Origin of the sequence: Streptomyces sp. Ag109_O5-1, assembly GCF_003814875.1 — a bacterium.
GTDB lineage: Bacteria > Actinomycetota > Actinomycetes > Streptomycetales > Streptomycetaceae > Streptomyces > Streptomyces sasae.
Genome location: NZ_RKQF01000001.1, coordinates 5418613 through 5444149 on the forward strand (window position 1 = coordinate 5418613; position 25537 = coordinate 5444149).

The 25537-nt window shown below is 71.2% G+C and carries 24 protein-coding genes; 10 read left to right on the top strand and 14 right to left on the bottom strand.

Features of this window, described 5'->3' with window-relative positions; translation table 11 throughout:
* Window positions 1-20: 20 nt before the first annotated feature.
* The gene (lysS, locus tag EDD90_RS24300) at window positions 21-1763 is read right to left on the bottom strand and encodes a lysine--tRNA ligase (RefSeq protein WP_123981570.1); all 1743 of its coding nucleotides are present in this window, start codon (window positions 1761-1763) and stop codon (window positions 21-23) included.
* Between the two features lie 234 nt (window positions 1764-1997).
* Here lysS and argS point away from each other — a divergent pair, with 234 nt between their 5' ends.
* Window positions 1998-3758, top strand: coding sequence for an arginine--tRNA ligase (gene argS, locus EDD90_RS24305; RefSeq protein ID WP_123975171.1), 1761 nt, complete (start codon window positions 1998-2000; stop codon window positions 3756-3758).
* Between the two features lie 91 nt (window positions 3759-3849).
* Here the strand turns inward: argS and EDD90_RS24310 are convergent, their stop codons facing one another.
* Window positions 3850-4290 carry a peptidoglycan-binding protein gene (locus EDD90_RS24310; RefSeq protein WP_123975172.1) on the bottom strand — a complete coding sequence of 147 codons (441 nt, stop codon included), beginning with the start codon at window positions 4288-4290 and terminating at the stop codon, window positions 3850-3852.
* 262 nt (window positions 4291-4552) lie between these two features.
* Between EDD90_RS24310 and EDD90_RS24315 the strand changes: the two genes are divergently transcribed.
* From EDD90_RS24315 to EDD90_RS24325, 3 genes are all read left to right on the top strand, one after another.
* Window positions 4553-5365 carry a peptidoglycan-binding protein gene (locus EDD90_RS24315; RefSeq protein ID WP_123975173.1) on the top strand — a complete coding sequence of 271 codons (813 nt, stop codon included), beginning with the start codon at window positions 4553-4555 and terminating at the stop codon, window positions 5363-5365.
* On the top strand, window positions 5362-6261 hold the full coding sequence (locus tag EDD90_RS24320; protein ID WP_123975174.1) for an XRE family transcriptional regulator: 900 nt from the start codon (window positions 5362-5364) through the stop codon (window positions 6259-6261). The genes EDD90_RS24315 and EDD90_RS24320 overlap by 4 nt, the downstream gene beginning before the upstream one ends.
* A 65-nt stretch (window positions 6262-6326) precedes the next feature.
* Window positions 6327-7100 (top strand): DUF4253 domain-containing protein, encoded by a 774-nt coding sequence (locus tag EDD90_RS24325; RefSeq protein ID WP_123975175.1) that lies wholly within the window; start codon window positions 6327-6329, stop codon window positions 7098-7100.
* 6 nt (window positions 7101-7106) lie between these two features.
* Here EDD90_RS24325 and EDD90_RS24330 read toward each other — a convergent pair whose 3' ends face one another.
* Window positions 7107-8300, bottom strand: coding sequence for a PLP-dependent aminotransferase family protein (locus EDD90_RS24330; protein WP_123975176.1), 1194 nt, complete (start codon window positions 8298-8300; stop codon window positions 7107-7109).
* A 317-nt stretch (window positions 8301-8617) separates the two neighbouring features.
* On the opposite strand from EDD90_RS24330, the gene EDD90_RS24335 reads away from it, so the two are divergent.
* A complete protein-coding gene (locus tag EDD90_RS24335; RefSeq protein WP_123975177.1) occupies window positions 8618-8818 on the top strand; it encodes a hypothetical protein in 201 nt (66 codons plus the stop codon).
* Here the strand turns inward: EDD90_RS24335 and EDD90_RS24340 are convergent.
* Window positions 8764-10059, bottom strand: a complete 1296-nt coding sequence (locus EDD90_RS24340; protein ID WP_260328026.1) for a helix-turn-helix transcriptional regulator — start codon at window positions 10057-10059, stop codon at window positions 8764-8766. The two genes, EDD90_RS24335 and EDD90_RS24340, sit on opposite strands and share 55 nt — an antisense overlap.
* A 178-nt stretch (window positions 10060-10237) precedes the next feature.
* Here EDD90_RS24340 and EDD90_RS24345 point away from each other — a divergent pair, with 178 nt between their 5' ends.
* A complete protein-coding gene (locus EDD90_RS24345; protein WP_123975179.1) occupies window positions 10238-10993 on the top strand; it encodes a DUF4232 domain-containing protein in 756 nt (251 codons plus the stop codon).
* 7 nt (window positions 10994-11000) lie between these two features.
* Here EDD90_RS24345 and EDD90_RS24350 read toward each other — a convergent pair whose 3' ends face one another.
* Both EDD90_RS24350 and hemB read right to left on the bottom strand, forming a co-directional pair.
* A complete protein-coding gene (locus EDD90_RS24350; protein WP_123975180.1) occupies window positions 11001-11903 on the bottom strand; it encodes an SAM-dependent methyltransferase in 903 nt (300 codons plus the stop codon).
* Between the two features lie 115 nt (window positions 11904-12018).
* A complete protein-coding gene (hemB, locus tag EDD90_RS24355; protein ID WP_123975181.1) occupies window positions 12019-13011 on the bottom strand; it encodes a porphobilinogen synthase in 993 nt (330 codons plus the stop codon).
* Window positions 13012-13110: 99 nt separating this feature from the next.
* Between hemB and EDD90_RS57540 the strand changes: the two genes are divergently transcribed.
* The gene (locus EDD90_RS57540; RefSeq protein ID WP_260328027.1) at window positions 13111-13233 is read left to right on the top strand and encodes a hypothetical protein; all 123 of its coding nucleotides are present in this window, start codon (window positions 13111-13113) and stop codon (window positions 13231-13233) included.
* A 121-nt stretch (window positions 13234-13354) separates the two neighbouring features.
* Here the strand turns inward: EDD90_RS57540 and EDD90_RS24360 are convergent, their stop codons facing one another.
* The 7 genes from EDD90_RS24360 to EDD90_RS24390 form a co-directional block, all read right to left on the bottom strand.
* On the bottom strand, window positions 13355-14065 hold the full coding sequence (locus EDD90_RS24360; RefSeq protein ID WP_123975182.1) for a hypothetical protein: 711 nt from the start codon (window positions 14063-14065) through the stop codon (window positions 13355-13357).
* Between the two features lie 93 nt (window positions 14066-14158).
* Window positions 14159-14737: a suppressor of fused domain protein gene (locus EDD90_RS24365; RefSeq protein WP_123975183.1), complete on the bottom strand. Its 579-nt coding sequence runs from the start codon at window positions 14735-14737 to the stop codon at window positions 14159-14161.
* A 100-nt stretch (window positions 14738-14837) separates the two neighbouring features.
* Window positions 14838-16541, bottom strand: a complete 1704-nt coding sequence (locus tag EDD90_RS24370; RefSeq protein ID WP_123975184.1) for a uroporphyrinogen-III synthase — start codon at window positions 16539-16541, stop codon at window positions 14838-14840.
* On the bottom strand, window positions 16538-17497 hold the full coding sequence (gene hemC / locus EDD90_RS24375) for a hydroxymethylbilane synthase (RefSeq protein ID WP_123975185.1): 960 nt from the start codon (window positions 17495-17497) through the stop codon (window positions 16538-16540). Before hemC ends, EDD90_RS24370 begins: the two co-directional genes overlap by 4 nt.
* Window positions 17494-19206 carry a glutamyl-tRNA reductase gene (locus tag EDD90_RS24380; RefSeq protein ID WP_123975186.1) on the bottom strand — a complete coding sequence of 571 codons (1713 nt, stop codon included), beginning with the start codon at window positions 19204-19206 and terminating at the stop codon, window positions 17494-17496. The genes hemC and EDD90_RS24380 overlap by 4 nt, the downstream gene beginning before the upstream one ends.
* A complete protein-coding gene (locus EDD90_RS24385) occupies window positions 19203-19958 on the bottom strand; it encodes a redox-sensing transcriptional repressor Rex (RefSeq protein WP_123975187.1) in 756 nt (251 codons plus the stop codon). The genes EDD90_RS24380 and EDD90_RS24385 overlap by 4 nt, the downstream gene beginning before the upstream one ends.
* Window positions 19959-20238: 280 nt before the next feature.
* Window positions 20239-20514 carry a glutaredoxin family protein gene (locus EDD90_RS24390; protein WP_123975188.1) on the bottom strand — a complete coding sequence of 92 codons (276 nt, stop codon included), beginning with the start codon at window positions 20512-20514 and terminating at the stop codon, window positions 20239-20241.
* Between the two features lie 172 nt (window positions 20515-20686).
* Here EDD90_RS24390 and EDD90_RS24395 point away from each other — a divergent pair, with 172 nt between their 5' ends.
* From EDD90_RS24395 to EDD90_RS24405, 3 genes are all read left to right on the top strand, one after another.
* On the top strand, window positions 20687-21616 hold the full coding sequence (locus tag EDD90_RS24395; RefSeq protein ID WP_123975189.1) for an HAD family phosphatase: 930 nt from the start codon (window positions 20687-20689) through the stop codon (window positions 21614-21616).
* Window positions 21617-22049: 433 nt separating this feature from the next.
* The gene (locus EDD90_RS24400; RefSeq protein ID WP_123975190.1) at window positions 22050-22832 is read left to right on the top strand and encodes an ECF subfamily RNA polymerase sigma factor, BldN family; all 783 of its coding nucleotides are present in this window, start codon (window positions 22050-22052) and stop codon (window positions 22830-22832) included.
* Window positions 22833-23066: 234 nt separating this feature from the next.
* A complete protein-coding gene (locus EDD90_RS24405; RefSeq protein WP_123975191.1) occupies window positions 23067-24311 on the top strand; it encodes a DUF5667 domain-containing protein in 1245 nt (414 codons plus the stop codon).
* Between the two features lie 139 nt (window positions 24312-24450).
* Here EDD90_RS24405 and EDD90_RS24410 read toward each other — a convergent pair whose 3' ends face one another.
* Complete coding sequence (locus tag EDD90_RS24410; RefSeq protein ID WP_123975192.1) at window positions 24451-25530, bottom strand: lysophospholipid acyltransferase family protein; 1080 nt, start codon at window positions 25528-25530, stop codon at window positions 24451-24453.
* Window positions 25531-25537 lie beyond the last annotated feature (7 nt).

A 25537-nucleotide genomic window follows, 5' to 3' on the forward strand; every position in this document is an offset into this window, starting at 1 on the left:
GGCCCCTTCTTCATGTCGGGCTACTCCCCGAGCAGGCGCCGTACCCGCTCCTGCCCCACGGCGAGGAGCAGCGTGGGCAGCCGCGGCCCCGTGTCCCGTCCGACGAGCAGGTGGTACAGCAGCGCGAAGAACGTGCGCTGGGCCGTCTTGATCTCGGCCGGCAGTTCCTTGGGGGTCGCGTCGGCGGAGAATCCGGCCTGCACCTTGGGCACGCCGTACACGAGGTGGGTCAGTCCGTCGAGCGACCAGTGCTCGGCGAGGCCGTCGAGGAGCAGTCGTACGGATTGCTGGGAGGCCTCGTCGAGGGACTTCAGCAGTTCGGCGTCCGGCTCCTCGCGGACGATGGTGCGCTGGTCGGCGGGCACCTGGGTGTTGATCCAGGCCTCGGCCTTGTCGTACCGCGGCCGGGCCTCGTCCACCGACCCCAGCGGGTTGGCGGGGTCCAGTTCGCTGAGGATGCGCAGCGCCTGGTCCTCGTGTCCGGCGGTGATGTCGGCGACGGAGGCGAGCGTGCGGTACGGCAGCGGTCGCGGCGTGTGCGGCAGTTCACCGCCTGCCGTGCGCACCGCACGGGAGTGCGCGGCGACGTCGCCGGGGAGTGCGGAGCCGTCGGCGACCTTGGCGTCGAGCTTGTCCCACTCGTCGTAGAGCCGCTGGATCTCCTGGTCGAAGGCGATCTTGAAGGACTGGTTGGGGCGGCGGCGGGCGTACAGCCAGCGCAGGATCTGCGGTTCCATGATCTTCAGCGCGTCGGCCGGGGTGGGCACCCCGCCCCGCGACGAGGACATCTTGGCCATGCCGCTGATGCCGACGAAGGCGTACATGGGCCCGATGGGCTGCTTGCCGCCGAAGATCCCGACGATCTGCCCGCCGACCTGGAACGAGGAGCCCGGTGAGGAGTGGTCGACACCGCTCGGCTCGAAGACGACGCCCTCGTAGGCCCACCGCATCGGCCAGTCGACCTTCCAGACCAGCTTGCCGCGGTTGAACTCGGTCAGCCGGACGGTCTCGGAGAAGCCGCACTCGTTGCAGGTGTAGGTGAGCTCGGTGGTGTCGTCGTCGTACGCCGTGACGGTGGTCAGGTCCTTGCCGCAGCCGCCGCAGTACGGCTTGTACGGGAAGTACCCGGCGGAGCCGGAGGAGCCGTCGTCCTCGGCGGCCGCGCCCGAGCCCTCCTCGGCCTCCAGCTCGGCCTCGTCGACGGCCTTCTGCTGGGGCTTCTTGCCGGTCTTCGGCTTGGTCCGGTACTGGGCGAGGATCGCGTCGATGTCACCGCGGTGCTTCATGGCGTGCAGGATCTGCTCGCGGTAGACACCGGAGGTGTACTGGGCGGTCTGGCTGATCCCGTCGAACTCCACGCCGAGCTCGGCGAGCGACTCGGTCATCGCGGCCTTGAAGTGCTCGGCCCAGTTCGGGTACGCGGAGCCTGCCGGGGCGGGCACGGAGGTGAGGGGCTTGCCGATGTGCTCGGCCCAGGACTCGTCGATGCCGGCGATGCCGGCGGGCACCTTGCGGTACCGGTCGTAGTCGTCCCAGGAGATCAGGTGCCGGACCTGGTGCCCACGCCGCCGGACCTCGTCGGCGACCAGGTGCGGGGTCATCACCTCGCGCAGGTTGCCGAGGTGGATCGGCCCCGACGGCGAGAGCCCGGACGCGACGACGACCGGTTTGCCCGCGGCCCGACGCTCCGATTCCTCGATGACCTCATCCGCGAAACGGGAGACCCAGTCGGTGGTCTCGGTGCTCTGACCCACGATCGGCACGTCCTTCTTTCTGACATGGGGCAGCCGGTACGGTCGCACGGCTGACCGCTCCATTGTCCCAGGCGCCGCCGCCTCAACGAAAACGGCTTTACGAGAGCGCCGTAAGAGATGAGCTGTAAGAGATGAGGGGCCGTATCGGCGTGCGGTTCCGCCTGCGGCCGCAAAAACCCCTTTACCCCCCGTGAAATACTGGACCCGTCTACCTGAACCCACGAGGAGAACGGCTCCCACCCCATGGCCTCGGTCACGTCCCTCAGCGACTCCGTCAACCAGCAGCTCACCGACGCCCTCGCCGCCGCCCTGCCGGCAGCCGACGGAGTCGACCCCCTGCTGCGACGCAGCGACCGGGCGGACTACCAGGCGAACGGGATCCTGGCGCTCGCCAAGAAGGCCAAGGCCAACCCCAGAGAGCTGGCGACGCAGGTCGTCTCGCACATCACCACGGGTGCGGACCTGATCCAGGACGTCGAGGTCTCCGGCCCCGGCTTCCTCAACATCACCCTCGCCGACAAGGCGATCACCGAGAACCTGGCCGCGCGGTACGCGGACGGCGACCGTCTCGGTGTGGCGCCCAAGGAGCACCCGGGCATCTCGGTCGTCGACTACGCCCAGCCGAACGTGGCCAAGGAGATGCACGTCGGCCACCTGCGGTCCGCGGTGATCGGTGACGCTCTGCGGGGCATGCTGGACTTCACCGGCGAGAAGACGATCGGCCGGCACCACATCGGTGACTGGGGCACCCAGTTCGGCATGCTCATCCAGTACCTGATCGAGAACCCGGACGAGCTGTCCGCGGAGACCGACACGGACGGCGAGCAGGCCATGTCGAACCTGAACCGGGTCTACAAGGCGTCCCGGGCGGTCTTCGACGCGGACGAGGACTTCAAGGAGCGGGCCCGGAAGCGGGTGGTCGCCCTCCAGTCCGGCGACAAGGAGACCCTGGACCTGTGGCAGCGGTTCGTGGACGAGTCGAAGGTCTACTTCTACTCGGTCTTCGAGAAGCTGGACATGGAGATCCGGGACGACGAGATCGTGGGCGAGTCGGCGTACAACGACGGCATGCCCGAGACCGCCCGGCTCCTGGAGGAGATGGGCGTCGCGGTCCGTTCGGAGGGCGCGCTGGTCGTGTTCTTCGACGAGATCCGGGGCAAGGACGACCAGCCGGTCCCGCTGATCGTGCAGAAGGCGGACGGCGGCTTCGGCTACGCGGCCTCCGACCTGACGGCGATCCGCAACCGGGTCCAGGACCTGCACGCCACGTCCCTGATCTACGTCGTGGACGTCCGTCAGTCCCTGCACTTCAAGATGGTCTTCGAGACGGCGCGGCGGGCGGGCTGGCTCACCGACGACGTCACCGCGCACAACATGGGCTACGGCACGGTGCTGGGCGCGGACGGCAAGCCGTTCAAGACGCGTGAGGGCGAGACGGTACGGCTGGAGGACCTGCTGGACGAGGCGGTGCAGCGGGCCGCCGAGGTCGTCCGGGAGAAGGCGCAGGACCTCACGGAGGAGGAGATCCGGGAGCGGGCCCAGCAGGTCGGCATCGGTGCCGTGAAGTACGCGGACCTGTCGACGTCGCCCAGCCGGGACTACAAGTTCGACCTGGACCAGATGGTCTCGCTGAACGGCGACACGTCCGTGTACCTCCAGTACGCGTACGCCCGTATCCAGTCGATCCTCCGCAAGGCGGGAGAGGTACGGCCCGCCGCCCACCCGGAGCTGGAGCTGCACGCGGCGGAGCGGGCGCTGGGCCTGCACCTGGACGCGTTCGGTGACACGGTCTTCGAGGCGGCGGCGGAGTACGCCCCGCACAAGCTGGCCGCGTACCTGTACCAGCTGGCGTCGCTGTACACGTCGTTCTACGACAAGTGCCCGGTCCTCAAGGCCGACACCCCGGCCCAGGTGGAGAACCGCCTGTTCCTGTGCGACATGACGGCCCGCACCCTCCACCAGGGCATGTCCCTGCTGGGCATCAGGACGCCCGAGAAGCTCTGAGCGTCCTCACCGCGACAACGGCGTGTGTCCGCTCCTCCCCGGGGAGGAGCGGACACACGCCGTTGTACGGGTGTCGCGGGTACGGCGGCTGTCAGGCGGCGAAGCGCTTGAAGGCGGCGCGGGTGCCCGAGCCGGCGATGCCGTCGATGTCACCGGTGTAGCCGTAGTCGGCCTTCAGCAGGCGCTGGAGCGCCTTGATCGTGTTGGTGCCGGGGTCGCCGTCGATGTTACCGGTGTAGCCCCAGTACGTCTTGAGGCAGCGCTGGAACGCCTTCCAGCTGTTGGGGCCGAGCTGGCCGTCGATGCTGTCGGTGTAGCCCCAGTACTCCGCCAGGAAGTTCTGCACGTTCTTGGCCTCGGCGGTGGTCAGGCCGAAGTTCTCGTAGGAGGCCAGGGTGGCGGCCTGCACGCTCACCGCCGGCTGCGAGACCGGCGCGGCGAAGCTGGTGCCCGCGGTCGCCAGGGATCCGGCGGCGAGGCCGGCGACGGCGGTGATTCCGACGAGGGTCCGGACAACAACGTTCGGTCGCATGCGTTCCTCTTTCAGGTCGTGGGTCGGCGTCCGGTCCGTTCGGCGAGCCGGTGCCGCAACCACGGTGCGGCCCGCCCGGACGGCTCCGCCACGGCTGTCGGCGAAGTGGCGGCCTCCTGGGACGTCACCCCCTCTGACCTGCACTGACACCCTCCCGCGGGACCGAGTGGCGGGACGGCCGTACAGGGGTGGCCATGCTCATGCAGAATGCCGTCGGAGCGGGGGGCCGCTGACCACGGTTCATGACCGCATCGGGGGGAACATGTCGCGCTGGAAAGCACTGCCCGCTGAACTGGATCCGCGTGTACGGCAGTTGGTGGTGCGCTTACGCCGGCTGAAGGACCACAGCGGGCTGAGCATGCGGCAGCTCGCCGCGAGGACGGGGTACAGCCCCAAGTCGTGGGAACGGTATCTGGGCGGCCGGTCACTGCCGCCCGGGGAGGCCGTGGAGGCACTGGCCCGGATCGGCGGGGACGATCCGACCCGTCTGCTGACACTGCGCGAGGTGGCGGCGGAGGCCTGGGAGAACGGCAAGGACCGTGGGAGCACCGCCGCGCCGGCCGACCCACCGGCACCCGGGCCAGAGCCCGAGCCGGTGTCGCCGTCGCCGTCGGCCGATCCCGCCGCTGAGATACGGCTCTCCGTGCGGTCGTTGCGGATCGTGCTCGCGGCCGGGGCGGTGGTCCTGGTGCTGGCGGTGTCGTCGGCCGTGCTGATGACCTTGCGGCTCACCGGGCACTCCGGCGCCGACGACGGCCGGACGCCGCGGACGGCTCCGCTCGCCGCGTCGACACCGGTCACGACACCCTCGTACGGCTGCCGTCTGCAGCGGGTCGACGGCACCTGGTACGCGGGCAACAGCCGGACCCGGGACGCCACCGTGGGGTACGGCCAGGCGGGGCCGGACGTCGCGGAGGTGCAGTGCCTGCTGCGCCGGGCGGGCGTTTCGCCGGGCGGCATCGACGGCATGTTCGGCCCGCTGACGCGGGGCGCGGTGGTGCGGTTCCAGAAACGGGCGGGGCTGATCGGGGACGGCATCGTGGGCCCGCGCACCTGGAAGGCGCTGCGGGGATGACCCCGGAGCGGACCCGGCTGGCCGCCTCGCTGAGGGAGTTGAGAGCCCGCACCGGCCTGAGCCTGGCGGCCCTCGCGACGAAGACGGCGTTCAGCAAGTCGTCCTGGGAGCGCTATCTCAACGGCAAGTCCCTGCCCCCGCGCCAGGCGGTCAAGGAACTGTGCCGACTGGCCGGCGAGCCGGACGGACGCTGCCTGGCACTGTGGGAGATCGCGGAGTCGGAGTGGAGCGGTCGGGGGAAGGAGCCGGCGGCGGCTCCACCGGCGGCGACGCCATCCCCTACGGCTGCTACGACCACGACTGCGGGCCCGGCCACGGGTACGGGCCCGGGCACGACTACGGGGGCATCGGCTGCCGCAGCGCCTGCGCCCGCCTCCCGCCTCGCCGGGCACCGGAGTGTCGTCGCCGTGGCGGTGCTGGCGTCGGTGTGTGCCATGGCTGTGGGCGTGATGGCGGTGGCGGTCGCGCTGCTGCGGCCGTACGCCGACGGCGCCTCGCGAGCGTCCGAACAGGCGCCCCGGTACCCGGGCCCCTCCCCGTCCGACCCGCGTTGCCGGGGCGCGGCCTGCGAGGGCCGGGACCCGATGGGCATGCGGTGCGCCGTCTCGCCCGTCACGCTGGCCACCCGTCACACCGCCGGCGGCGCCTGGCTGGAGGTGCGCTACAGCAAGGAGTGCAGGACGAGTTGGGCGCGGATGTGGGGGACGCGGGTCGGTGACCGGCTGGAGGTGACGGCGGCCGGCCGGGTGCGCGGCGCCGAGATCAGGACGGCCGCCGACGCGGACGCGTTCGTGTACACCCCGATGACGGTGACCGCCCCCGGAACCACGATCCGGACCTGTTTCCGCCCTGCGGGGGCCGACGGGCTGGAGTGCTTCACCTCGGTGACGCGGTGACGGCGAGGGGCGCGTAGGACATCGCCGTCGCCGGGTTGTCAGAGGCTGCCTCTACAGTCATCGCCATGGCGACACTTCCCAACCCGCTGCCCAAGCTGGCGACCGATCCGAGCGGTCGTTCCCTGGGGCTCCAACTCCCGCCCGGGAGACTGCTGGACGCGACGATCTGCGGCCCGTGGCACGAGCCGTTGCTGTGGTACGCCGGGCAGCCCGCCGGGCCCGGGACCTGGGCCGCGCTGGGCGCGCCGGCCGCCCGTGCGGGGCTGCTGCCGGTGCTGATCGACGTGGCGGACGTCGACGACTGGGACTTCGCGCCCGGGGAGACCTCGTACCCCGGGGACCACGACGCCGACGAGGTGCTGGAGGACGCCTGGGAGGAGGACCCGCCGGAGGGCGAGGAGTGGCCGGGGCTGGCCCCCGCGCCGGCGCTGGTCGCCGACCCGGACGCGCGGGCCGCCGATGTCGCCAACGCGCTGAGCCAGGGTCGGCCCTGGCTGAAGGAGCCGCATCTGGCGCTGGTGTCGGCCCGGCGCAGCGCGGACATACCGGCGGCGGTCGGCTGGAGCGGGCCGGTGAACCACGAGGAGGACGTGGCCCGTTTGTGCGCGGTGCTGCGTTCCTGGGAGGACCGGTTCGGCATACGTGTGGTGGCGCTCGGCCTCGACCACCTCGCCGTCTCCGTGGCCGCCCCGCCCACCGACCTCGACGCGGCGGAGGGGGTCGCCGCCGAGCACTTCGCGTTCTGCCCGTACGCCGTGCTGCCCGGCGCCGACGACACCCTCTCGTCGTACGCCGAGCAGCTGGTCGGCGAGCGGCTGTGGCACTTCTGGTGGGACTGAACTCCGTCAGCCGTTGAGGCTCTTGGCGAGCCGGCGCAGGCCCTCGGCGATCTCCTGCGGGGTCTGGGTCACGAAGCACAGACGCAGGGTCGAACGGTCGGGGTCGGCGGCGTAGAAGGGCTCGCCGGGGACGTAGGCGACATCGTGGTCCACCGCCCGGCGGAGCAGGGCGGTGGTGTCGTACGACTCCGGGAGCCGGGCCCAGAGGAACATGCCGCCCTCGGGCCGGTCCCAGGCGGAGCCGGCCGGGAGGGCGTCGGGCAGGCCGGCGAGCATGGCGTCACGGCGTTCGCCGTACACCGTGCGGACCTTGGCGACATGGCCGTCCAGGACGTCCAGGTAGCGGGCCGCGGCGAGCTGGTTGACGGTGGGGGTGTGCAGGTCGGCCGCCTGTTTGGCGACCGCGCAGGCGCGGCGCAGTGCGGCCGGGGCGCGGAGCCAGCCGAGGCGCAGGCCGGGGGCCATGACCTTGGAGAAGGAGCCGAGCAGGACCGTGCGGTCCTCGCCGCCGGGGAAGGACGCTGTCCAGGGGACGCGCTCGCCGTCGTAGCGGAGTTCGCCGTAGGGGTCGTCCTCGACGATCCACAGGCCGTGCCGGGCGGCGGCCGTGGCGACGGCGGCGCGGCGGGCGGCGGGCATGGTGCGGCCGGTGGGGTTCTGGAAGGTCGGGACGAGGTAGAGGAGTTTGGGCCGTTCGGCGCGGATCAGCTCCTGGAGGGCGGCCGGGTCGACGCCGTCCGCGTCGCAGGGGACGGGCAGCACCCGCGCCCCGGCGAGCCCGAACACCTGAAGTGCCGCGAGATAGCAGGGGCTTTCGACGAGGACGGTGTCCCCGGGGTCTATGAGCGCGCTTGCGAGGAGGGAGAGGGCCTGCTGGGAGCCGGTGGTGATCAGGAGGTCGTCCGCGTCGGTGGGCAGGCCCTGGGCGTGGATGCGTGCCGCGAGTCCCTGCCGGAGCGCCGGCTCGCCCTCCGTCGTGGAGTACTGCAGCGCCCGTTCCGGCGCCTCCTCCAGGACCGCCCGGAAGGCGGCCGCGATGCCCTCCCGGTCGAAGAGTTCGGGGGCCGGCAGCCCGCCCGCGAAGTTGATCATCTCGGGGCGTGCGGTCACCGCGAGGATCTCCCGGACGGGCGAACCGCCGACGGTACGGGCACGGGCCGCGAGCGGCGGCAGGGCGGCGGGGGAACTGGTGACGGTCATGGACGGCTCCTGGGGCTGATCCTCGTCTTGGTGGGAGCCTAGAGAGGTACATGCCGCCTACACCTGTCATTTCGCGATGCGGACAAGTGCGAGCAGGGGCGGCTCGGGAACCCCTGCCCAGGTGCTCGAACGTCCCGTCCCGCCGTCCCACGGGCTGGTATCCGTGCAGTTCAGGTGGGTGGGTCGGGTTCACGCGTCCCGAATCCGCCGTGCGGTCTGGCGGCCGGGACGGGTCGGCCCACAGGCTGAGGGCACATCGAGATCGCCGACAGCACCGACGGCGCCGACCACGCCGAGACCGTCAAGGGAGCCCTCGTATGTCCGCCACGCACCCCGCCCCGGCCCCCGGCCGTCGCCGTTTCCTGGCGGCGGCCGCCCTGACGCTGGTCGCCGTGACGGCGCTCAGCGGATGCCGGGACGGTCAGGGCGTACGTGACGAGGGCCCGTCCGCCGCCTCCATGTCTCAGCCCGCCGGCGACGCGGTCCGCCAGGCCTCGCCGCCCAGCGGGAACTCGTAGACGGGCCGCCCGTTGTCGCCGCTCGTGCGGAACGGCCGCCCCTTGTCGTCGATCCGCAGCGTCCCGGACCGCGCCCCGCTGGACCAGGACAGCTCCAGGTACCAGCCCACGGAGTACGCCGAGGCGTCGGCTCTGACATGGATGACCTCGGGGTCCGAATCGCTCACCTTGAACGGGAAGTCCCGGTGCCCCGCCGCCGGCACGAGCGCCGGCCGCACCCCGTCCAGGGCGACGGTGAAGAAACGGGCGGGTACGTTCTCGCCGCAGCCGACGCCCGAGGTTCCCATCGCGTAGTCGTTCCAGGCGAGCGGTGAACCCCGTTCCACCGTGCGCACCGCGAGGCTCTCCAGCACCACCGACTCCGAGCCGGTGCCCTTCAGGGTCAGCGTGACGTACTGCTCGCCCGCGGAGACCGCCTGGTGCGCGGACACCCACGCGGTCGCGTCCGACTCCACGGGCGGCGGCGCCACCGCGGCCGGGGCCCGGTCGATCAGATAGCGCTGGGAGCAGGGGCTCTCCCAGGTGTAGGGCTGGGTGGTGACGGTGAACGGGGGCGGCGCGGCGTCGGTGGCCGAGGAGGACCGCGAGGACGACGACGGGGTGCCCGGTGGCGGCACCGCGGAGGTGTGCGGTGCACCGGTCGCCTGGGTGGCGGCGCCCGCGTTCTTGTCGTCGGTCCCGCCGGAGGACAGCCGTACGGCGAGCGCGGTGGCGCCAAGCAGTACGACGACCGCGATCCCGGCGAGGAGAGCGCGCCGCGGGACACGGCGACGACGCGGCGCTGTGACAGGCTCGCCGCCCGGCTCCTCCACCACCGCCCCGGCCGCCCGCTCCGACGGGCCCAACTGCTCCGGCGGTTCCGGCGGTTCTGGCGGCTCTGCCGCGACCGCCCCGGCGACGGCGCCGGCCGCCGCGGCTGCCGCGGTCGCCTCGGCTGGCTTCGCCGCTCCGGTCGGCTTCGCCGCCTTCTCCGACGCGTCCGTCTTCCGCCGCCGCCCCGCGTCCGCCAGTACCCACCGCCGGTGCAGCTCGACCAGTTCCTCGGGGCGGGCCTTGCAGAGCCGGGCGAGGCGTTCCACCGGGGCGTAGTCCGCCGGTACGGCGTCCCCGTTGCAGTAGCGGTGCAGGGTCGACGTACTCATGTGCAGCCGTTTGGCGAGCGTGCCGTAGCTCAGCCCCGAGCGGTCCTTCAGTTCCCGCAGCAGCTCCGCGAAACCGCTTCCCGCCGTGCCGTCCGACACCGTTCCTCCGTCCCCCCGCATCCCATTCACCCGTTCCAGGGAAGGGCTGTTCTCCCAGGTCAGAGCCGGTATGACCGTTCCAGTGTCCCTGATCGTCCGGCGGCTGTGGCGGACGGGACGGAGCAACCCACAGGCTGTGGCCATCCAAGCACGCCACCACTCGAAAGAGGATTCGCCCATGCGTACCGCCCGCCGTGTCCGTCTGCTCGCCGCCACCGGTGCCGCCGTCGCCGCCCTCGCCCTCTCGGCCTGCCAGAACGGCACGGGCACGAAGGACGAGGGCACGTCCGGGTCGGCGAACAGCACGTCGGCCTCCTCGACCCCGAAGGCGTCGGAGGACTCCACCGGCGCCACTTCCTCGGGCACCTCCGGCTCCTCCGGCTCCTCCGGCACGAACGCGTCCGGGACCGGCTCGACGGGGTCGGGCACCGGCGGGTCGACGCCCGCGCCCGCCGGCAACTCGGCCGCGAAGAAGCCGGGCAGCGGCGGCGGGAGCGGCACCACGGCCCGGGTCCTCTGCGACGGCTCCAACACCAAGGTCACCGCCCAGCCGGTCTCCCGCCCGCTGAACCACATGCTGCTCACGGTCACCAACACCGGCAGCAAGCTCTGCGACCTGACCTACTACCCCGTCGTCCGCTTCGACGAGATGCAGTGGGTCCCGCAGCCCGACGAGGACACCCACCCGCAGGCGGTCGTCTCCCTCGCGCCGGGTGAGTCCGGGTACGCGGGCGTGCTGCTGTCCGCGGCCGACGGCAGCGGCGACGGCGGCACCACCGGCCACCGGCTGACGATCGCCTTCCAGGGCAGGACGCCGAACAGCAGCGGCGGAGCCTCGGCGACACCGTCGCTGCCGACGAAGGGCATGTACTACGACAGCTCGCTGCGGGTGACGTACTGGCAGCAGAGCCGGGACGACATCAACGGCTGGTGAGCAAGGCTCAGGCCTTGGCGGCGACGCCCGCGTAGACGTTGATGTCGGCGTCGGTGACGTCGTTGATGTCGGCGTACCGGGACCGGTCGATGTCGTCGAGTCCGGCCAGCAGGGCGGGGTCGGGCTGCTCGAGGACGGGGGCCGCGTGGTCGGGGTGCCAGTGGTGGACGGGGACCACGCCCGGGTCGGCGAGGCCGAGGGAGTTCTCCGTGAAGAAACGCTCGACCTCGGCCCTGGACCGCAGCACGAAGGTCAGGCCCCGCTCGGTGTACGACCGCTGGACCCCTTGGATCTTCTCGGGGTTGAGGTCTTCGGTGAGGTGGCTGATGACCAGCCGGCTGCCGGAGGGCAGCGCCTCGACGAGCTCGCTGACGATCGGGTACGCCACCTCGTCCTCGATGAAGTGCAGGATCGCCACCAGGAACAGGGCCATCGGCTGGTCGAAGTCCAGTGTCTTGGCGGCCTGTTCGAGTATCTCCGCCGGGTTCTCGAAGTCGGCGTCGATGTAGTCGGTTCGGCCGTCGGGCCCGCTGGTGAGCAGGGCGCGGGCGTGGGCGAGGACGATCGGGTCGTTGTCCACGTAGACGACCCGGGAGTCGGGGAGGATCCGCTGGGCGATCTGGTGGACGTTCTCCGCGGTGGGCAGCCCGGTACCGATGTCGAGGAACTGGTGGATGCCGTCCTCCGCCGCGAGCCTGGTCACGGCGCGGCGCAGGAAGTCGCGGTTGTGCCTTACGTCGAGGTAGCCGCGCGGGTTGGCGGCGAGGGCGGCGGCAGCGGCGGCGCGGTCGGCGGGGTAGTTGTCCTTGCCGCCGAGGAAGACGTCGTAGATCCGGGCCGGGTGCGGCCTGGTGTTGTCGAACCTCTTTCTCAGCTCGGCGGGATCCTGGCTGAGGGCGTCACCGGACATGGGTGTCTCCCGGACGGTCGGCGAAGGGCGAAGTCGGTCAACAACCTAACGCCATCGGCGACTTGAAAGTGCCCCCGCCCGGATCCCACCGGCCGGGGGCACCGTACGTCCGTTCTCAGCCGAGCATCCGGGCGGCCTCGACGGCCCAGTAGGTGAGGATGTTCTGCGCGCCGGCCCGCTTGATGCCGGTCAGCGTCTCCAGGATGGCCCGGTCGCGGTCGATCCAGCCCTTCTCGGCGGCGGCCTCGACCATCGAGTACTCGCCGGAGATCTGGTAGGCGGCGACCGGTACGTCCACGGAGTCGGCGACGCGCGCGAGGATGTCGAGGTAGGGTCCGGCCGGCTTGACCATCACCATGTCGGCGCCCTCCTCCAGATCCAGGGCCAGCTCGCGCATCGACTCGCGCGCGTTGGCGGGGTCCTGCTGGTAGGTCTTGCGGTCGCCCTTGAGGGACGAGCCGACGGCTTCCCGGAAGGGGCCGTAGAAGGCGGAGGCGTACTTGGCGGTGTAGGCGAGGATCGCGACGTCCTCCCGCCCGATCTGGTCGAGGGCGTCGCGGATGACGCCGATCTGCCCGTCCATCATCCCGCTGGGGCCCACGACATGGGCTCCGGCGTCGGCCTGGACCTGGGCCATCTCGGCGTACCGCTCCAGGGTGGCGTCGTTGTCGACGCGCCCTTCCGAGTCCAGCACCCCGCAGTGTCCGTGGTCGATGGTCTCGTCGAGGCAGACGTCGGACATCACGAGCAGGTCGTCGCCGACCTCGGCGCGCACGTCCCGCAGAGCGACCTGGAGGATCCCGTCCGGGTCGGTGCCGGGGGTGCCGAGGGCGTCCTTCTTGCTCTCCTCCGGCACGCCGAACAGCATGATCCCGGAGATCCCGGCCTCGACGGCCTCCGCGGCGGCCTTCTTCAGACTGTCCCGGGTGTGCTGGACGACACCGGGCATGGCGGCGATCGGCACGGGCTCGGCGATGCCTTCGCGGACGAACGCCGGGAGGATGAAGTCCGCGGGGTGCAGCCGGGTCTCGGCGACCATGCGCCGCATGACGGGGGAGGTCCGCAGCCGACGCGGCCGCGTGCCGGGGAAGGATCCGTACTTCGTCATGCTCCCTACGCTACGCCCGTCACATGGGCGCGCTTGCCGACGCGGCGTCGGCGCCCCCGCACGTACGGAGGCGCCGGGGGCCACGTCATCGTCACGGCGGTGGGCACCCGGGCCCTCCTGGCAGTGGTCACGGACGAGGGCGTCGACGGCCTGGCCTTCGACCGCGAGATCCCGACAGTGGTCGCAGACCTGAAGAAGATCCTGGACAACGACACGGCGTAGGCAGGGGCCGGCCGTGCGCTCAGGAAGCGGGCGGCGGTGTCCCCACGCAGTCGACGGAGAGGCGCCGCCCGAGGACAAGGCACCCGCCCCCTGCCGGACCGCACCAGCACAGCCCTTGCCGTCAGGGGAAGTCCGGGCACTCCTCGGCAAAGCCCTGCGAGACGGGCTGCCATATGCCCTGGTCCTCGCGCACGCTCAGTCGATCCGCTTCCTGCGCGGTCTCGATCAGCTGAGCGGTGGTCAGGGGGACGGCCGCCGCGAAGACCCGTCCGACGTGGTGACAGTGCAGCACCGGGCGGAGTTCCTCCGAGTACGGTTCATCGGCGACCGCGAAGAGATCGGGCAGGGTCCAGCCCAGCGGACCTGCTACGGCAGACAGCTGCTGCCGGCGGTGCGGACTCGGGTCCCAACGCCACACCATCCCGTACAGCGTGCTGAGGGACAGGCCCATGAACGGCAGTTCGCGGATGCCGAAGCCGCGGTTTCGGATCAGTGCGCCGAGCACGGCGGCAAACCTGGTCTCGGCGGGACGCGGACTCGGCCACGCCGGCTGGACGAAGGGTTCTGGAGCGGCGACGCGGGGCAGTGAGCGGACGAATGCCTCCAGCGCGGCGAGCTCCGAGTGGTCGCAGTAACTGACGCGGTAGGCGAACTGCCTCATGACCCTGGCGTCACGCTCCGGGGGAAGGAGTTCCGCCGGCACCGGCCGGCCCGCGACGACGAGAAGGTCGGCGACCGGTATGTCGAGTTCGGCGGCGAGTTCGGTCAGTCGCTGCGGAGCGGTCTCGGTTCCGCTCGCGGCGAGGCCGCTCAGGATGGTGGCCCGTTCCATGCGAGGAAGGTACCGGGCCGGCTCCCCGGACGGCCGGGGCCGCATGAGTCCGCGGTCGGGACTCACCTTCGGTGACCGCCGGAGGCCGGAAACTCAGGCGACCGATGCCCTGAAGGGATCGGTGGGGATGATCTCCGCCTGGTCGAAGAGCCACTCCAGCGCCTCGTGTCCGTGATGCCTGCGGAACTCGATCTCGGCGGCCGTCACAGGCAGGGCCCACAGGATGCGGGCGTGGCCCCCGGGAACCGGACAGTGTTCGAGGTCGGGTCCGTGGAGGTAGGGCAGACTGATCAGCAGGTGATCGCAGGTCGAACCCGGCACCCACGGTTCACCGATGGGCATGCTGTGCTCCACATCGAGCCGATGCCCTCCGCAGTGGTAATAGGCGATCATCGCCATCAGCTCGATGAACCGCCGGTCGCGGGCATGGGCGGTCATGACGAACTCAGGACCGTGGCCGTCCTTCTCCATCGCGGCCCAGCACCCGGCGGTCACATAGGCCCAGCTGTCGCTGCGGGGGCCGGGCCCCACAACGAGAACGCGCAGGGCGGGCACCACCTCTCGCCGCCCCGGCCCGAGGTCGTGGTCGACGACCTCCACGGAGTGCCCCGCGAAGAACGCCCGGACATGCGACTCAACAGCCTCCGCGGCCGGCAGCCTCGCATCGATCACCCCGCGATCATCCCAGACCGCGCGACGGACCCCTGAGGCTCACTCATGCGCGTGGCCCGCACCCCATGTCAGGGGAACGGGCCACGCGGCCTCGCCTCACTCAGGTGGTACGCCGCCGCCGGGCTCCCGGCCGCCGTTCGCTCGGCCGTGTCACCGGGTCCCCGGCCTCCAGCGCGCTCGCGCGGCGCCGCAGGCCGAACTCGGCCAGGGCCTCCGCCAGCTTGCCCACGGACGGCTCCGGAGCCATCACGTCCACCCGCAACCCGTGCTCCTCGGCCGTCTTGGCCGTGGCCGGGCCGATGCACGCGATGACCGTCACGTTGTGCGGCTTCCCGGCGATGCCCACCAGGTTCCGCACGGTCGAGGACGACGTGAAGAGGACCGCGTCGAAGCCGCCGCCCTTGATCGCCTCGCGGGTCTCCGCCGCCGGCGGCGACGCCCGCACGGTGCGGTACGCCGTGACGTCGTCGACCTCCCAGCCCAGCTCGATCAGCCCGGCGACCAGCGTCTCCGTGGCGATGTCGGCGCGCGGCAGGAAGACGCGGTCGATCGGGTCGAAGACCGGGTCGTAGGGCGGCCAGTCCTCCAGCAGGCCCGCGGCCGACTGCTCGCCGCTCGGCACCAGGTCCGGCTTCACGCCGAAGGCGACCAGCGCCTTGGCGGTCTGCTCGCCGACCGCCGCGACCTTGATGCCCGCGAAGGCGCGCGCGTCCAGGCCGTACTCCTCGAACTTCTCCCGGACCGCCTTGACGGCGTTGACCGAGGTGAAGGCGATCCACTCGTACCGTCCGGTGACGAGCCCCTTGACCGCGCGCTCCATCTGCTGGGGCGTGCGGGGCGGCTCGACGGCGATCGTCGGCACCTCGTGCGGCACGGCGCCGTACGACCGCAGCTGGTCGGAGAGGGACACCGCCTGCTCCTTGGTGCGCGGCACGAGCACCTTCCAGCCGAACAGCGGCTTGGACTCGAACCACGACAGCTGGTCGCGCTGCGCGACGGAGGACCGCTCGCCGACCACGGCTATCACCGGCCGGCCGCCGTCCGGCGACGGCAGCACCTTCGCCTGCTTCAGCGTCTGCGCGATCGTGCCCAGGGTGGCGGTCCAGGTCCGCTGCCGGGTCGTCGTACCGGCAACGGTGACCGTCAGCGGGGTGTCCGGCTTGCGACCCGCGGCGACCAGCTCACCGGCGGCCGCGGCCACCGAGTCGAGCGAGGTCGACACGACGACCGTGCCGTCCGAGGCGCCGACCTCGGTCCAGCACCGGTCGGAGGCCGTCCGTGCGTCCACGAAGCGGACGTCGGCGCCCTGCGCGTCGCGCAGCGGCACACCGGCGTACGCGGGCACGCCCACGGCCGCCGCGACACCCGGCACGACCTCGAAGGGCACACCGGCGGCTGCGCAGGCGAGCATTTCCTCGGTCGCGTACGTATCAAGTCCCGGGTCCCCGGACACCGCACGGACGACCCGCCTGCCACCCCGCGCGGCCTCCATGACAAGATGAGCCGCATCCCGCACGGGCGGGAGGGAAGCGGTCGTTGACGCGCCGTCAACAACCGTGAGTTGAGGCGTGCCTGTGCCCTTGTACGGGTCCGACGCGGAATCCGGACTCGTGGGCACGACGGAGACGCCCTGCCTGGCGTGGGCCCTGATCACGTCGAGCACGTCGTGCTCGGCGACCAGGACGTCCGCGCTGGACAGTGCCTCCACGGCACGCAAGGTCAGCAGTCCCGGATCCCCGGGTCCGGCACCCAGGAAGGTGACGTGCCCGTGATCGAGGCCGACGGGAAGGTTGGTGGGGCTCACTGTGCTCGCTCCCCCATCAGACCGGCCGCGCCCTGGGCAAGCATCTCGGCGGCGAGTTCGCGACCGAGCGCCGTCGCCTGGTCGTATGTCTCGGGCACGGGACCGGTGGTGGACAACTGCACCATCCGTGTGCCGTCGGTCGTGCCGACGACTCCACGCAGGCGCATTTCCTTGACAATCTGCCCGTCGGCCAGAAGGTCGGCCAGCGCGCCCACAGGGGCGGAGCAGCCGGCCTCCAGGGCGGCGAGCAGTGATCGCTCGGCGGTCACGGCGACCCGCGTGAACGGGTCGTCGAGTTCCCCGAGCGCGGCGACCAGCGACGCGTTGTCCGCGACGCATTCGATCGCCAGTGCCCCCTGGCCGGGGGCGGGCAGAACCGTGTCGACCGACAGGAAGTCGGTCACCTCGTCGATGCGGCCGATGCGGCTGAGGCCGGCCGCGGCCAGCACCACCGCGTCGAGCTCGCCGTCGCGCACATATCCGATCCGGGTGTCGACGTTCCCCCGGATCGGGACGGTCTCGATGTCGAGCCCGTGGGTGCGGGCGTACGCGTTCAGCTGCGCCGTCCGGCGCGGTGAACCGGTGCCGATGCGCGCCCCGCGCGGCAGGTCGGTGAACTTCAGCGCGTCCCGGGCGACGATCACGTCCCTCGGGTCCTCGCGCAGCGGTATGGCGGCCAGCGCCAGCTCTTCGGGCTGGGTGGTCGGGAGGTCCTTGAGCGAGTGAACCGCGAAGTCGACCTCGCCGCGCAGCAGCGCGTCCCGCAGGGCGGTCACGAAGACCCCCGTGCCGCCGATCTGCGCGAGGTGCTCGCGGGAGGTGTCGCCGTAGGTGGTGATCTCGACGAGCTCGACGGGCCGTCCGGTCACCTGGCTCACGGCCTCGGCCACTTGCCCGGACTGGGCCATGGCGAGTCTGGATCGCCTGGTCCCCAGTCGCAGTGGATTGTCACTCATGCCGGTCGGTCCTTCTTGTCTGTGCTGTCCACGGCCCGGGAGACGGCGGCGACCGTCTCGGGGTCGAGGTCGAACAGGGTGCGCAGCGCGTCCGCGTACCCGGCGCCGCCGGGCTCGGCCGCGAGCTGCTTGACCCGTACGGTCGGCGCGTGCAGCAGCTTGTCGACGACCCGGTGCACGGCCTGCCGGATCTCCCCGCGCTGGCGTTCGTCCAGGTCGGGAAGGCGTCCGTCGAGCCGAGCGATCTCACCGGCCACCACATCGGCGGCCATGGTGCGCAGGGCGACCACGGTCGGCGTGATGTGCGCGGCCCGCTGCGCCGCCCCGAACGCGGCCACCTCGTCCGAAACGATACGGCGGACCTGGTCCACGTCGGCGGCCATCGGGGCGTCGGCCGACGCCTCCGCCAGCGACTCGATGTCGACCAGGCGCACACCGGCCAGCCGGTGCACGGCCGCGTCGATGTCGCGGGGCATGGCGAGGTCGAGGAGGAAGAGCGCGGGGGCGGGGCGTACGAACCCGGCGACCGGCTCCGGCCTGCGCCGCTCGGGGATCCGGCCGACACGGGCGGCGGCCCTGGCGAGCGCGCCGATCAGCTCGGCTTCGGCTTCGACTGCGGCTTCGGGGGTCTCGGCCGTACGACGGCCGGCCTCCCGGATGTCCACTGTCCCGTTGTCCACCCAGGCCGCGTGCTGCTCCAGCTCGGCGGCGGCCATCCCGGCGACCGCGGCCTCGCCCATCACGGAGAAACCGCTCTGCGCGGCGGTGAGGTCGAGCGGGCAGTTCTCGTCGGTGCCGAGGCTGGTGGCGGGCAGCGGCTTCGGCGTCGCCGGCAGGTCCGTGTCGATCTCGGCAACGGGCTCACCGGTCCGTCCCTCGATCGCCGCCGCGATCACCTCGGCGGTGAGGACCAGCCCCGTCGCCCCGGTACAGGAGACGGCGATGTCGGCACGTGTCAGCTCGCCCGGCACCGAGTCCATCGGTACCGCGCGGGCCGTCACGTGCGTGTCGTCGCCCTCGTTCAGGATCTGTGCGAGCCGCTCCGCGCGGTCCGGCGTCCGGTTGGCCACGACGATCTCCGTGACCCCCGCCCGGGCGAGCGTCGCGGCGGCCAGCGAGGACATCGAACCGGCGCCGATGACCAGCGCCTTCTTGCCCTTGGCCCAGCTCTGCACATCGCCGCCGGCGGCGAGCTGCTCAAGCCCGAAGGTGACCAGGGACTGTCCGGCCCGGTCGATCCCGGTCTCGGAGTGGGCGCGCTTGCCGACCCGCAGCCCCTGCTGGAACAGGTCGTTCATCAGCCGCCCGGCGCTGTGCAGCTCCTGCGCCTTGGCGAGCGAGTCCTTTATCTGGCCGAGGATCTGTCCCTCGCCGACGACCATCGAGTCCAGCCCGCAGGCCACCGAGAACAGATGGTGGACGGCCCGGTCCTCGTAGTGCACGTAGAGATACGGGGTGAGCTCGTCGAGCCCCACTCCGCTGTGCTGGGCGAGCAGCGTGGACAGCTCGGCGACCCCGGCGTGGAACTTGTCGACGTCGGCGTAGAGCTCGATGCGGTTGCAGGTGGCGAGCACCGCGGCCTCGGTGGCCGGTTCGGCCGCGACCGTGTCCTGGACCAGCTTGATCTGGGCGTCCGCGCCGAGCGCGGCCCGTTCCAGAACGCTGACCGGGGCGCTGCGGTGGCTCAGCCCGACGACGAGGAGACTCATGCCGGCATCACGGCGGGTACGTCCCCGTCGGGTCCCTGCTCGTCGGAGTCGTGGTGCGGGGCGGCGGGCGCAGCCGTGCCCTCGTGTTCCTCGCCGGCCTTGCGCTGCTCGTGGAAGGCGAGGATCTGCAGCTCGATGGAGAGGTCGACCTTGCGCACGTCGACGCCGTCCGGGACGGAGAGCACGGTCGGCGCGAAGTTCAGGATGGAGGTCACCCCGGCGGCCACCAGGCGGTCGCAGACCTGCTGGGCGACGCCCGGCGGGGTGGTGATCACGCCGATGGAGACGCCGTTGTCGGAGATGATCTTCTCCAGGTCGTCACTGTGCTGCACGGCGATCCCGGCGACCTGCCGTCCGGCCATCGCGGGATCGGCGTCGATCAGCGCGGCGACCCGGAAACCACGCGAGGCGAACCCGCCGTAGTTGGCCAGGGCGGCGCCGAGGTTACCGATACCGACGATCACAACCGGCCAGTCCTGCGTGAGGCCCAGCTCACGGGAGATCTGGTAGACGAGATACTCGACGTCGTAGCCGACACCGCGCGTTCCGTAAGAACCCAGGTAAGAGAAGTCCTTGCGCAGCTTGGCGGAGTTGACCCCCGCGGCCGCGGCCAGCTCTTCGGAGGAGACCGTGGGGACCGAGCGCTCCGACAGTGCGGTCAGAGCACGGAGGTACAGCGGAAGCCTGGCGACAGTGGCCTCGGGGATACCTCGGCTGCGGGTCGCCGGTCGGTGAGTTCGGCCAGTTGCCACGGTGCTCCAACGTGTTGAGCGGGGCTGCGGACGGTCACACGTACCCGGACCGCCCCGTCGACAGCAGGCTATGTCTTTGTGAACGCGTGCACAAAGATGGTGTCCGTTTTGCCCGGCCAACGTGACCGGGGTCACGCACCCTCTGCGCAGTCGCAGGGAACCGGCGCACACGCGCTCACGCTCCACCTCGGATGGGGGCAAAACCGTACACACTCCTTACAAATCCCGCCCCCGAGACCAAGCCGCCGTCGATCCTAAGCGACTTTCCGGCCTGTTTGGACTAGTCGGTCAGTGCCTTGCGGAGGCGCTCTTCGTTCACGCGCCAGAAGGTGTGCTGTTCACCGTCGACGAGTACGACCGGGATCTGCTCCCAGTACTTCTCGTGCAGGTGCGGATCCTGGGCGATGTCCTTCTGCTCCCAGGGAACGCCGAGGTCACCGCACACCTTCTCGACCACGACCTGTGCGTCATCACACAGATGACAGCCCGGCTTACGGATGAGGGTGACCAATTGCGCACGAGGCGCGGGCGCCTTCCGGCCAAAGAGGGGACTCATGACGTCCATTGTCCCGCCCCAGGCAGGGCATGTCCGCCGTCTTCTGCACGGCTTGCTCGCCCTGCTCCCGCACGGCTTCCTCACCTTGCTTAACGGCCCTGTCGCGGAGAGTTCACACCCATCCAACTCCCGTGACTCCGGAACCACCGAACAGACTGGCTATGCTCACGACATGGCCGCTCTCGGATGGCTCACTCCCCGTAGGCGCTCCGCCACGGCGCGGAGCGTGTTGGCAGGCGAGGCCTCGGCGGAGGCTGCGCGCAAGAACCAGGAAGCGTCGGCATCGGCTCCGGCCGGAGAGGCCGAGGAACCGGAGTTCCCGGTGCTCGGCGACGACAAGGCCGCCGCGTTCTTCGACCTGGACAACACGGTGATGCAGGGCGCCGCGATCTTCCACTTCGGCCGGGGGCTCTACAAGCGGAAGTTCTTCGAAACCCGCGACCTGGCCAGGTTCGCCTGGCAGCAGGCGTGGTTCCGGCTGGCCGGCGTCGAGGACCCCGAGCACATGCAGGACGCCCGCGACTCCGCGCTGTCGATCGTCAAGGGCCACCGGGTCGCCGAGCTCGAGACCATCGGCGAGGAGATCTACGACGAGTACATGGCCGAGCGCATCTGGCCCGGCACCCGCGCCCTCGCCCAGGCCCACCTGGACGCGGGCCAGAAGGTGTGGCTCGTCACGGCCGCGCCGGTGGAGATCGCCGGGGTGATCGCCCGCCGGCTGGGCCTGACCGGAGCGCTGGGCACGGTGGCGGAGTCGGTGGACGGCGTCTACACCGGCAAGCTCGTCGGCGAGCCCCTGCACGGCCCGGCGAAGGCGGAGGCGGTACGCGCCCTGGCCGCGGCCGAGGGCCTCGACCTCTCCCGCTGCGCGGCCTACAGCGACTCCCACAACGACATCCCGATGCTGTCGCTGGTCGGTCACCCGTATGCCATCAACCCGGACACGAAGCTGCGCAAGCACGCGCGCGAGATGGACTGGCGGCTCCGCGACTACCGGACGGGCCGGAAGGCCGCGAAGGTGGGGATCCCGGCGGCTGCGGGAGTCGGCGCGGTCGCCGGTGGCACGGCGGCGGCGATCGCTTTGAGCCGACGGCGGCGGTAGTCAGGGCGACCGGCGGAGTCTCGCCGTAGGGGCTGCGGGTCGTACACCGGCTGCGGCCGAGTGGGGTTTGCTCGCGCCCACGCGGCGGAGCCGCACACCGACAACGCCCCGCGCCCCTTACGGGGCGCTTCACAGCCGTGTCTTTTTTCGGCTGCGCCGCCCCCGCGCGCCCGAATTATCGCGCGCCTGCCCCAACACGCCCTCGACTCCGCCTGAACACGCACCTTTCTGATCAACAATCAGTCACTCTACGGCACTTGAACCATCTCAAATCGGTTAGAGAAGCGACGCAATCGATGATTTGAGCAACTCGGTGTAGCAGTGCCTGCACGAAGCGTTATTCTCCTCAGACGCAAACCGGTACCCCTCCGTCGCTACGACGGGTGAACGGTTCCGCACTGCACGTGATGAAAGCTCTGCCTCTGGGAGTCCCGTGTACCCACACGTCGGGGTTGACGCCTCGGGCCTGGCTACGCTGCGCGCAACGGTCGCGACGGCCAAAGAGACGCTGCGCGGCCTCGTCCCCACCGCGTACGCCGTCCCCGCCTTCGCCACGGCCGCCCCCGTGGGCCCGTGCTACGCACTGGCCGACGGCGGCGCCGCCGTCGGCAGACGCGGCCGTCCGACCGGCGGCTCCGCCACCACCCGCCGCCCGGCCGCGGACAGCGACAGCGCCCGGATGATGGATCTCGTGGAGCGCGCCCAGGCCGGCGAGGCCGACGCCTTCGGCCGCCTCTACGACCAATACAGCGACACCGTGTACCGCTACATCTACTACCGGGTCGGCGGCAAGGCGACCGCCGAGGACCTGACCAGCGAGACGTTCCTGCGCGCGCTGCGCAGGATCGGCACCTTCACCTGGCAGGGCCGCGACTTCGGCGCCTGGCTGGTGACCATCGCCCGCAACCTGGTCGCCGACCACTTCAAGTCGAGCCGCTTCCGCCTGGAGGTGACCACCGGCGAGATGCTCGACGCCAACGAGGTCGAGCGCTCCCCGGAGGACTCCGTCCTGGAGTCCCTCTCCAACGCGGCACTGCTCGACGCCGTACGGCGCCTCAACCCCCAGCAGCAGGAGTGCGTGACGCTCCGCTTCCTCCAGGGCCTCTCGGTGGCCGAGACCGCCCGGGTGATGGGCAAGAACGAAGGCGCCATCAAGACCCTCCAGTACCGGGCCGTGCGCACCCTCGCCCGGCTCCTCCCGGACGACGCACGCTGACGCGGGCACCCTGGGCGATCGTCAACTCACGTTGCGTGAAAGCGTGTTGCTATTCTCAGCCGATCACCGGCCGTCCGTAACCCAAGTGCCGAGCCGCTCGTTGTGCGGGATACAGGCTCCCTGTGGTCACGTCCAGCAAGACCCTGATCACACGATCGTGTGGACTGGTCGAGGGCGTGCAACCCTCAGGACCCCCTGGGGAGTCGACCGTCATGACGAGAGGAGGTGCCGCCAGTGATCGCGAACGTATCGGCACACCGGCGGGCGAACGCCTTCGCCCAGGCTCTGGAGGAGCAGCCCGACCGGGATCCGGCGGCCGAGCCGTCCGAGGGACCGGCGGGCGATCCACCTGCCGCAGCGGACCGGGCCGAACGGACCGAGCACGGCGAGCTGTTGGCCCTGGCCACAGGGCTGGCCGCACTGCCCAAGCCGGAGCTCGACCCGGAGGTCAAGGTCGTCCAGCGGGCCCAGCTGGTGGCCGCAATGGAGGCCATGCTGGCGGAGGGCACCCTGGGCGGGGCGGCGGACACGTCCGTGCCCGGACAAAGGTCGGGCAGGTCCAAGGGCGCGCATCGGGCGAGTCCGCTGGGCAAACTGCGACCGCGTTCCCGGCTCACCAAGGGGCTCGCCGCGGGCGGCCTGAGCGTCGGCGTGGCCGCCGGAGCCTTCGGCGGAGTCGCCGCCGCCAGCTCCGACGCCCTGCCCGGCGATTCGCTGTACGGCCTCAAACGGGGCATCGAGGACTTCAGGCTCAACTATCTGACCGACGGCGACGACCAGCGCGGCCAGACCTACCTCGACCAGGCCTCGACCCGGTTGATGGAGGCCCGCCGGCTGATGGACCGGGGCCGGGGCGGTCACCTCGACCACGAGTCGATCGGTGAGATCCGCCGCACCCTGTCCGGAATGCAGCAGGACGTCACCGAGGGCCACCGCCTGCTCCACGCGGCGTACGAGCGCGACCCGAACTCCCTGGGCCCCATCCAGGCCCTGTCCACCTTCGCCCAGTCCCACCGCGAGGCCTGGGGCGCCCTGAGCGCCACGCTCCCGCCCCAGCTGGGGGACGTCAGCCAGCAGGTGTCGTCGGTCTTCGCCGCCATAGACGAAGAGGTGGCCCCGCTGCAGTCCCTGCTCCCCCAGCCGCCCCAGAGCACCGGGAGCGGCTCCGGCAGACAGGGCTCCGGCACGGCGTCCACCGGCTCCTCCGGCAGCCACCGGTCGACGGCCCCGTCGTCCTCCGGCGGTTCCTCCTCGGGCCACGAGTCAGGCACCGGCAGCCCTAGCGGCTCGGCCTCCGGCAGCGCCGACGACGGTCTGATCGGCGGCACCACGGGCGGCCTCCTCGACCCCCCGAAGACCGGCACGAGCAGCCCGTCCCCGTCGAAGAGCGCATCCAGCGAACCGGACGTGACCTTGCCCCCGCTGCTGCCGGGCCTGCTGCCGGGCCTGGGCATCGACAGCGAGAACACCGGCAACTAGGCAAGGAGGGCGCACCCCCGCGCACCCAAGGCGGCGCAGCCGCCGTTTGGGGGCGCGGGGCTGTGTCTGATATGCGGCTCCGCCGCGCGGGCGCGACCAGCCCCCACTCACCCGCACCCAAAACTCAACGCATCGCAGCTCAGAAAAAGACCGACCGCCGCTGCACAAGCAACTTGTACAGCGTGTGCTGGATCTGCTCCCGCACCTGATCCGTCAGGTTGAACATCAGCATCGGATCCTCGGCCGCCTCCGGCGGATAGCCCTCCGTAGCGATCGGCTCCCCGAACTGGATCGTCCACTTCGTCGGCAGCGGCACCGCCCCCAACGGCCCCAGCCAGGGAAACGTCGGCGTCAACGGGAAGTACGGAATCCCGAGCACCCGAGCCAGCGTCTTCGCGTTGCCGATCATCGGATAGATCTCCTCGGCTCCCACGATGGAGCAGGGAATGATCGGCGCCCCCTTCCGCAGCGCGGTCGACACGAACCCACCCCGCCCGAACCGCTGCAGCTTGTACCGCTCGCCGAACGGCTTCCCGATGCCCTTGAACCCCTCCGGCATCACCCCGACCAGCTCGCCCTGCCCCAGCAGCCGTTCCGCGTCCTCCGCGCACGCGAGCGTGTGCCCCAGCTTCCGCGCCAGCTCGTTGACGACCGGCAGCACGAAGACCAGGTCCGCCGCGAGCAGCCTGAGGTGACGATTCGCCGGATGGTGGTCGTGCACGGCGACCTGCATCATCAGCCCGTCCAGCGGCAGCGTCCCGGAGTGGTTGGCGACGATCAGCGCACCGCCCTCGGCCGGGATGTTCTCGATGCCCTTCACATCGACCCGGAAGTATTTCTCGTACACCGGCCGCAGCAACGACATCAGGACCTGGTCGGTCAGCTCCGCGTCGTAGCCGAAGTCGTCGACCTCGTAGTCCCCGGTCAACCGCCGCCGCAGAAACGCGAGACCGCGCGCCACGCGCCGCTCCAGGTCGGCGTCGTCGTGCGGCTGCTCCGCGCCCGTCTCAGGGCTCTCCCGGGTCACATGCACATCTTCCTGCGCCGGGATCCGCCCGGCGAGAGGCTGGACCTCACGTACCGTCCCCACATCACGCGCCATCGCCTGCTCGCCGCCGCCCTTGCGCCGGCTCCCCGCACCCCGGCGCCGCGTCGGCCGCTGCACGGCAGCCCCGCGGGACCGGTCGTCGTCGAACGGAATGACCTTGGCGTCCGCCATTGTTGTT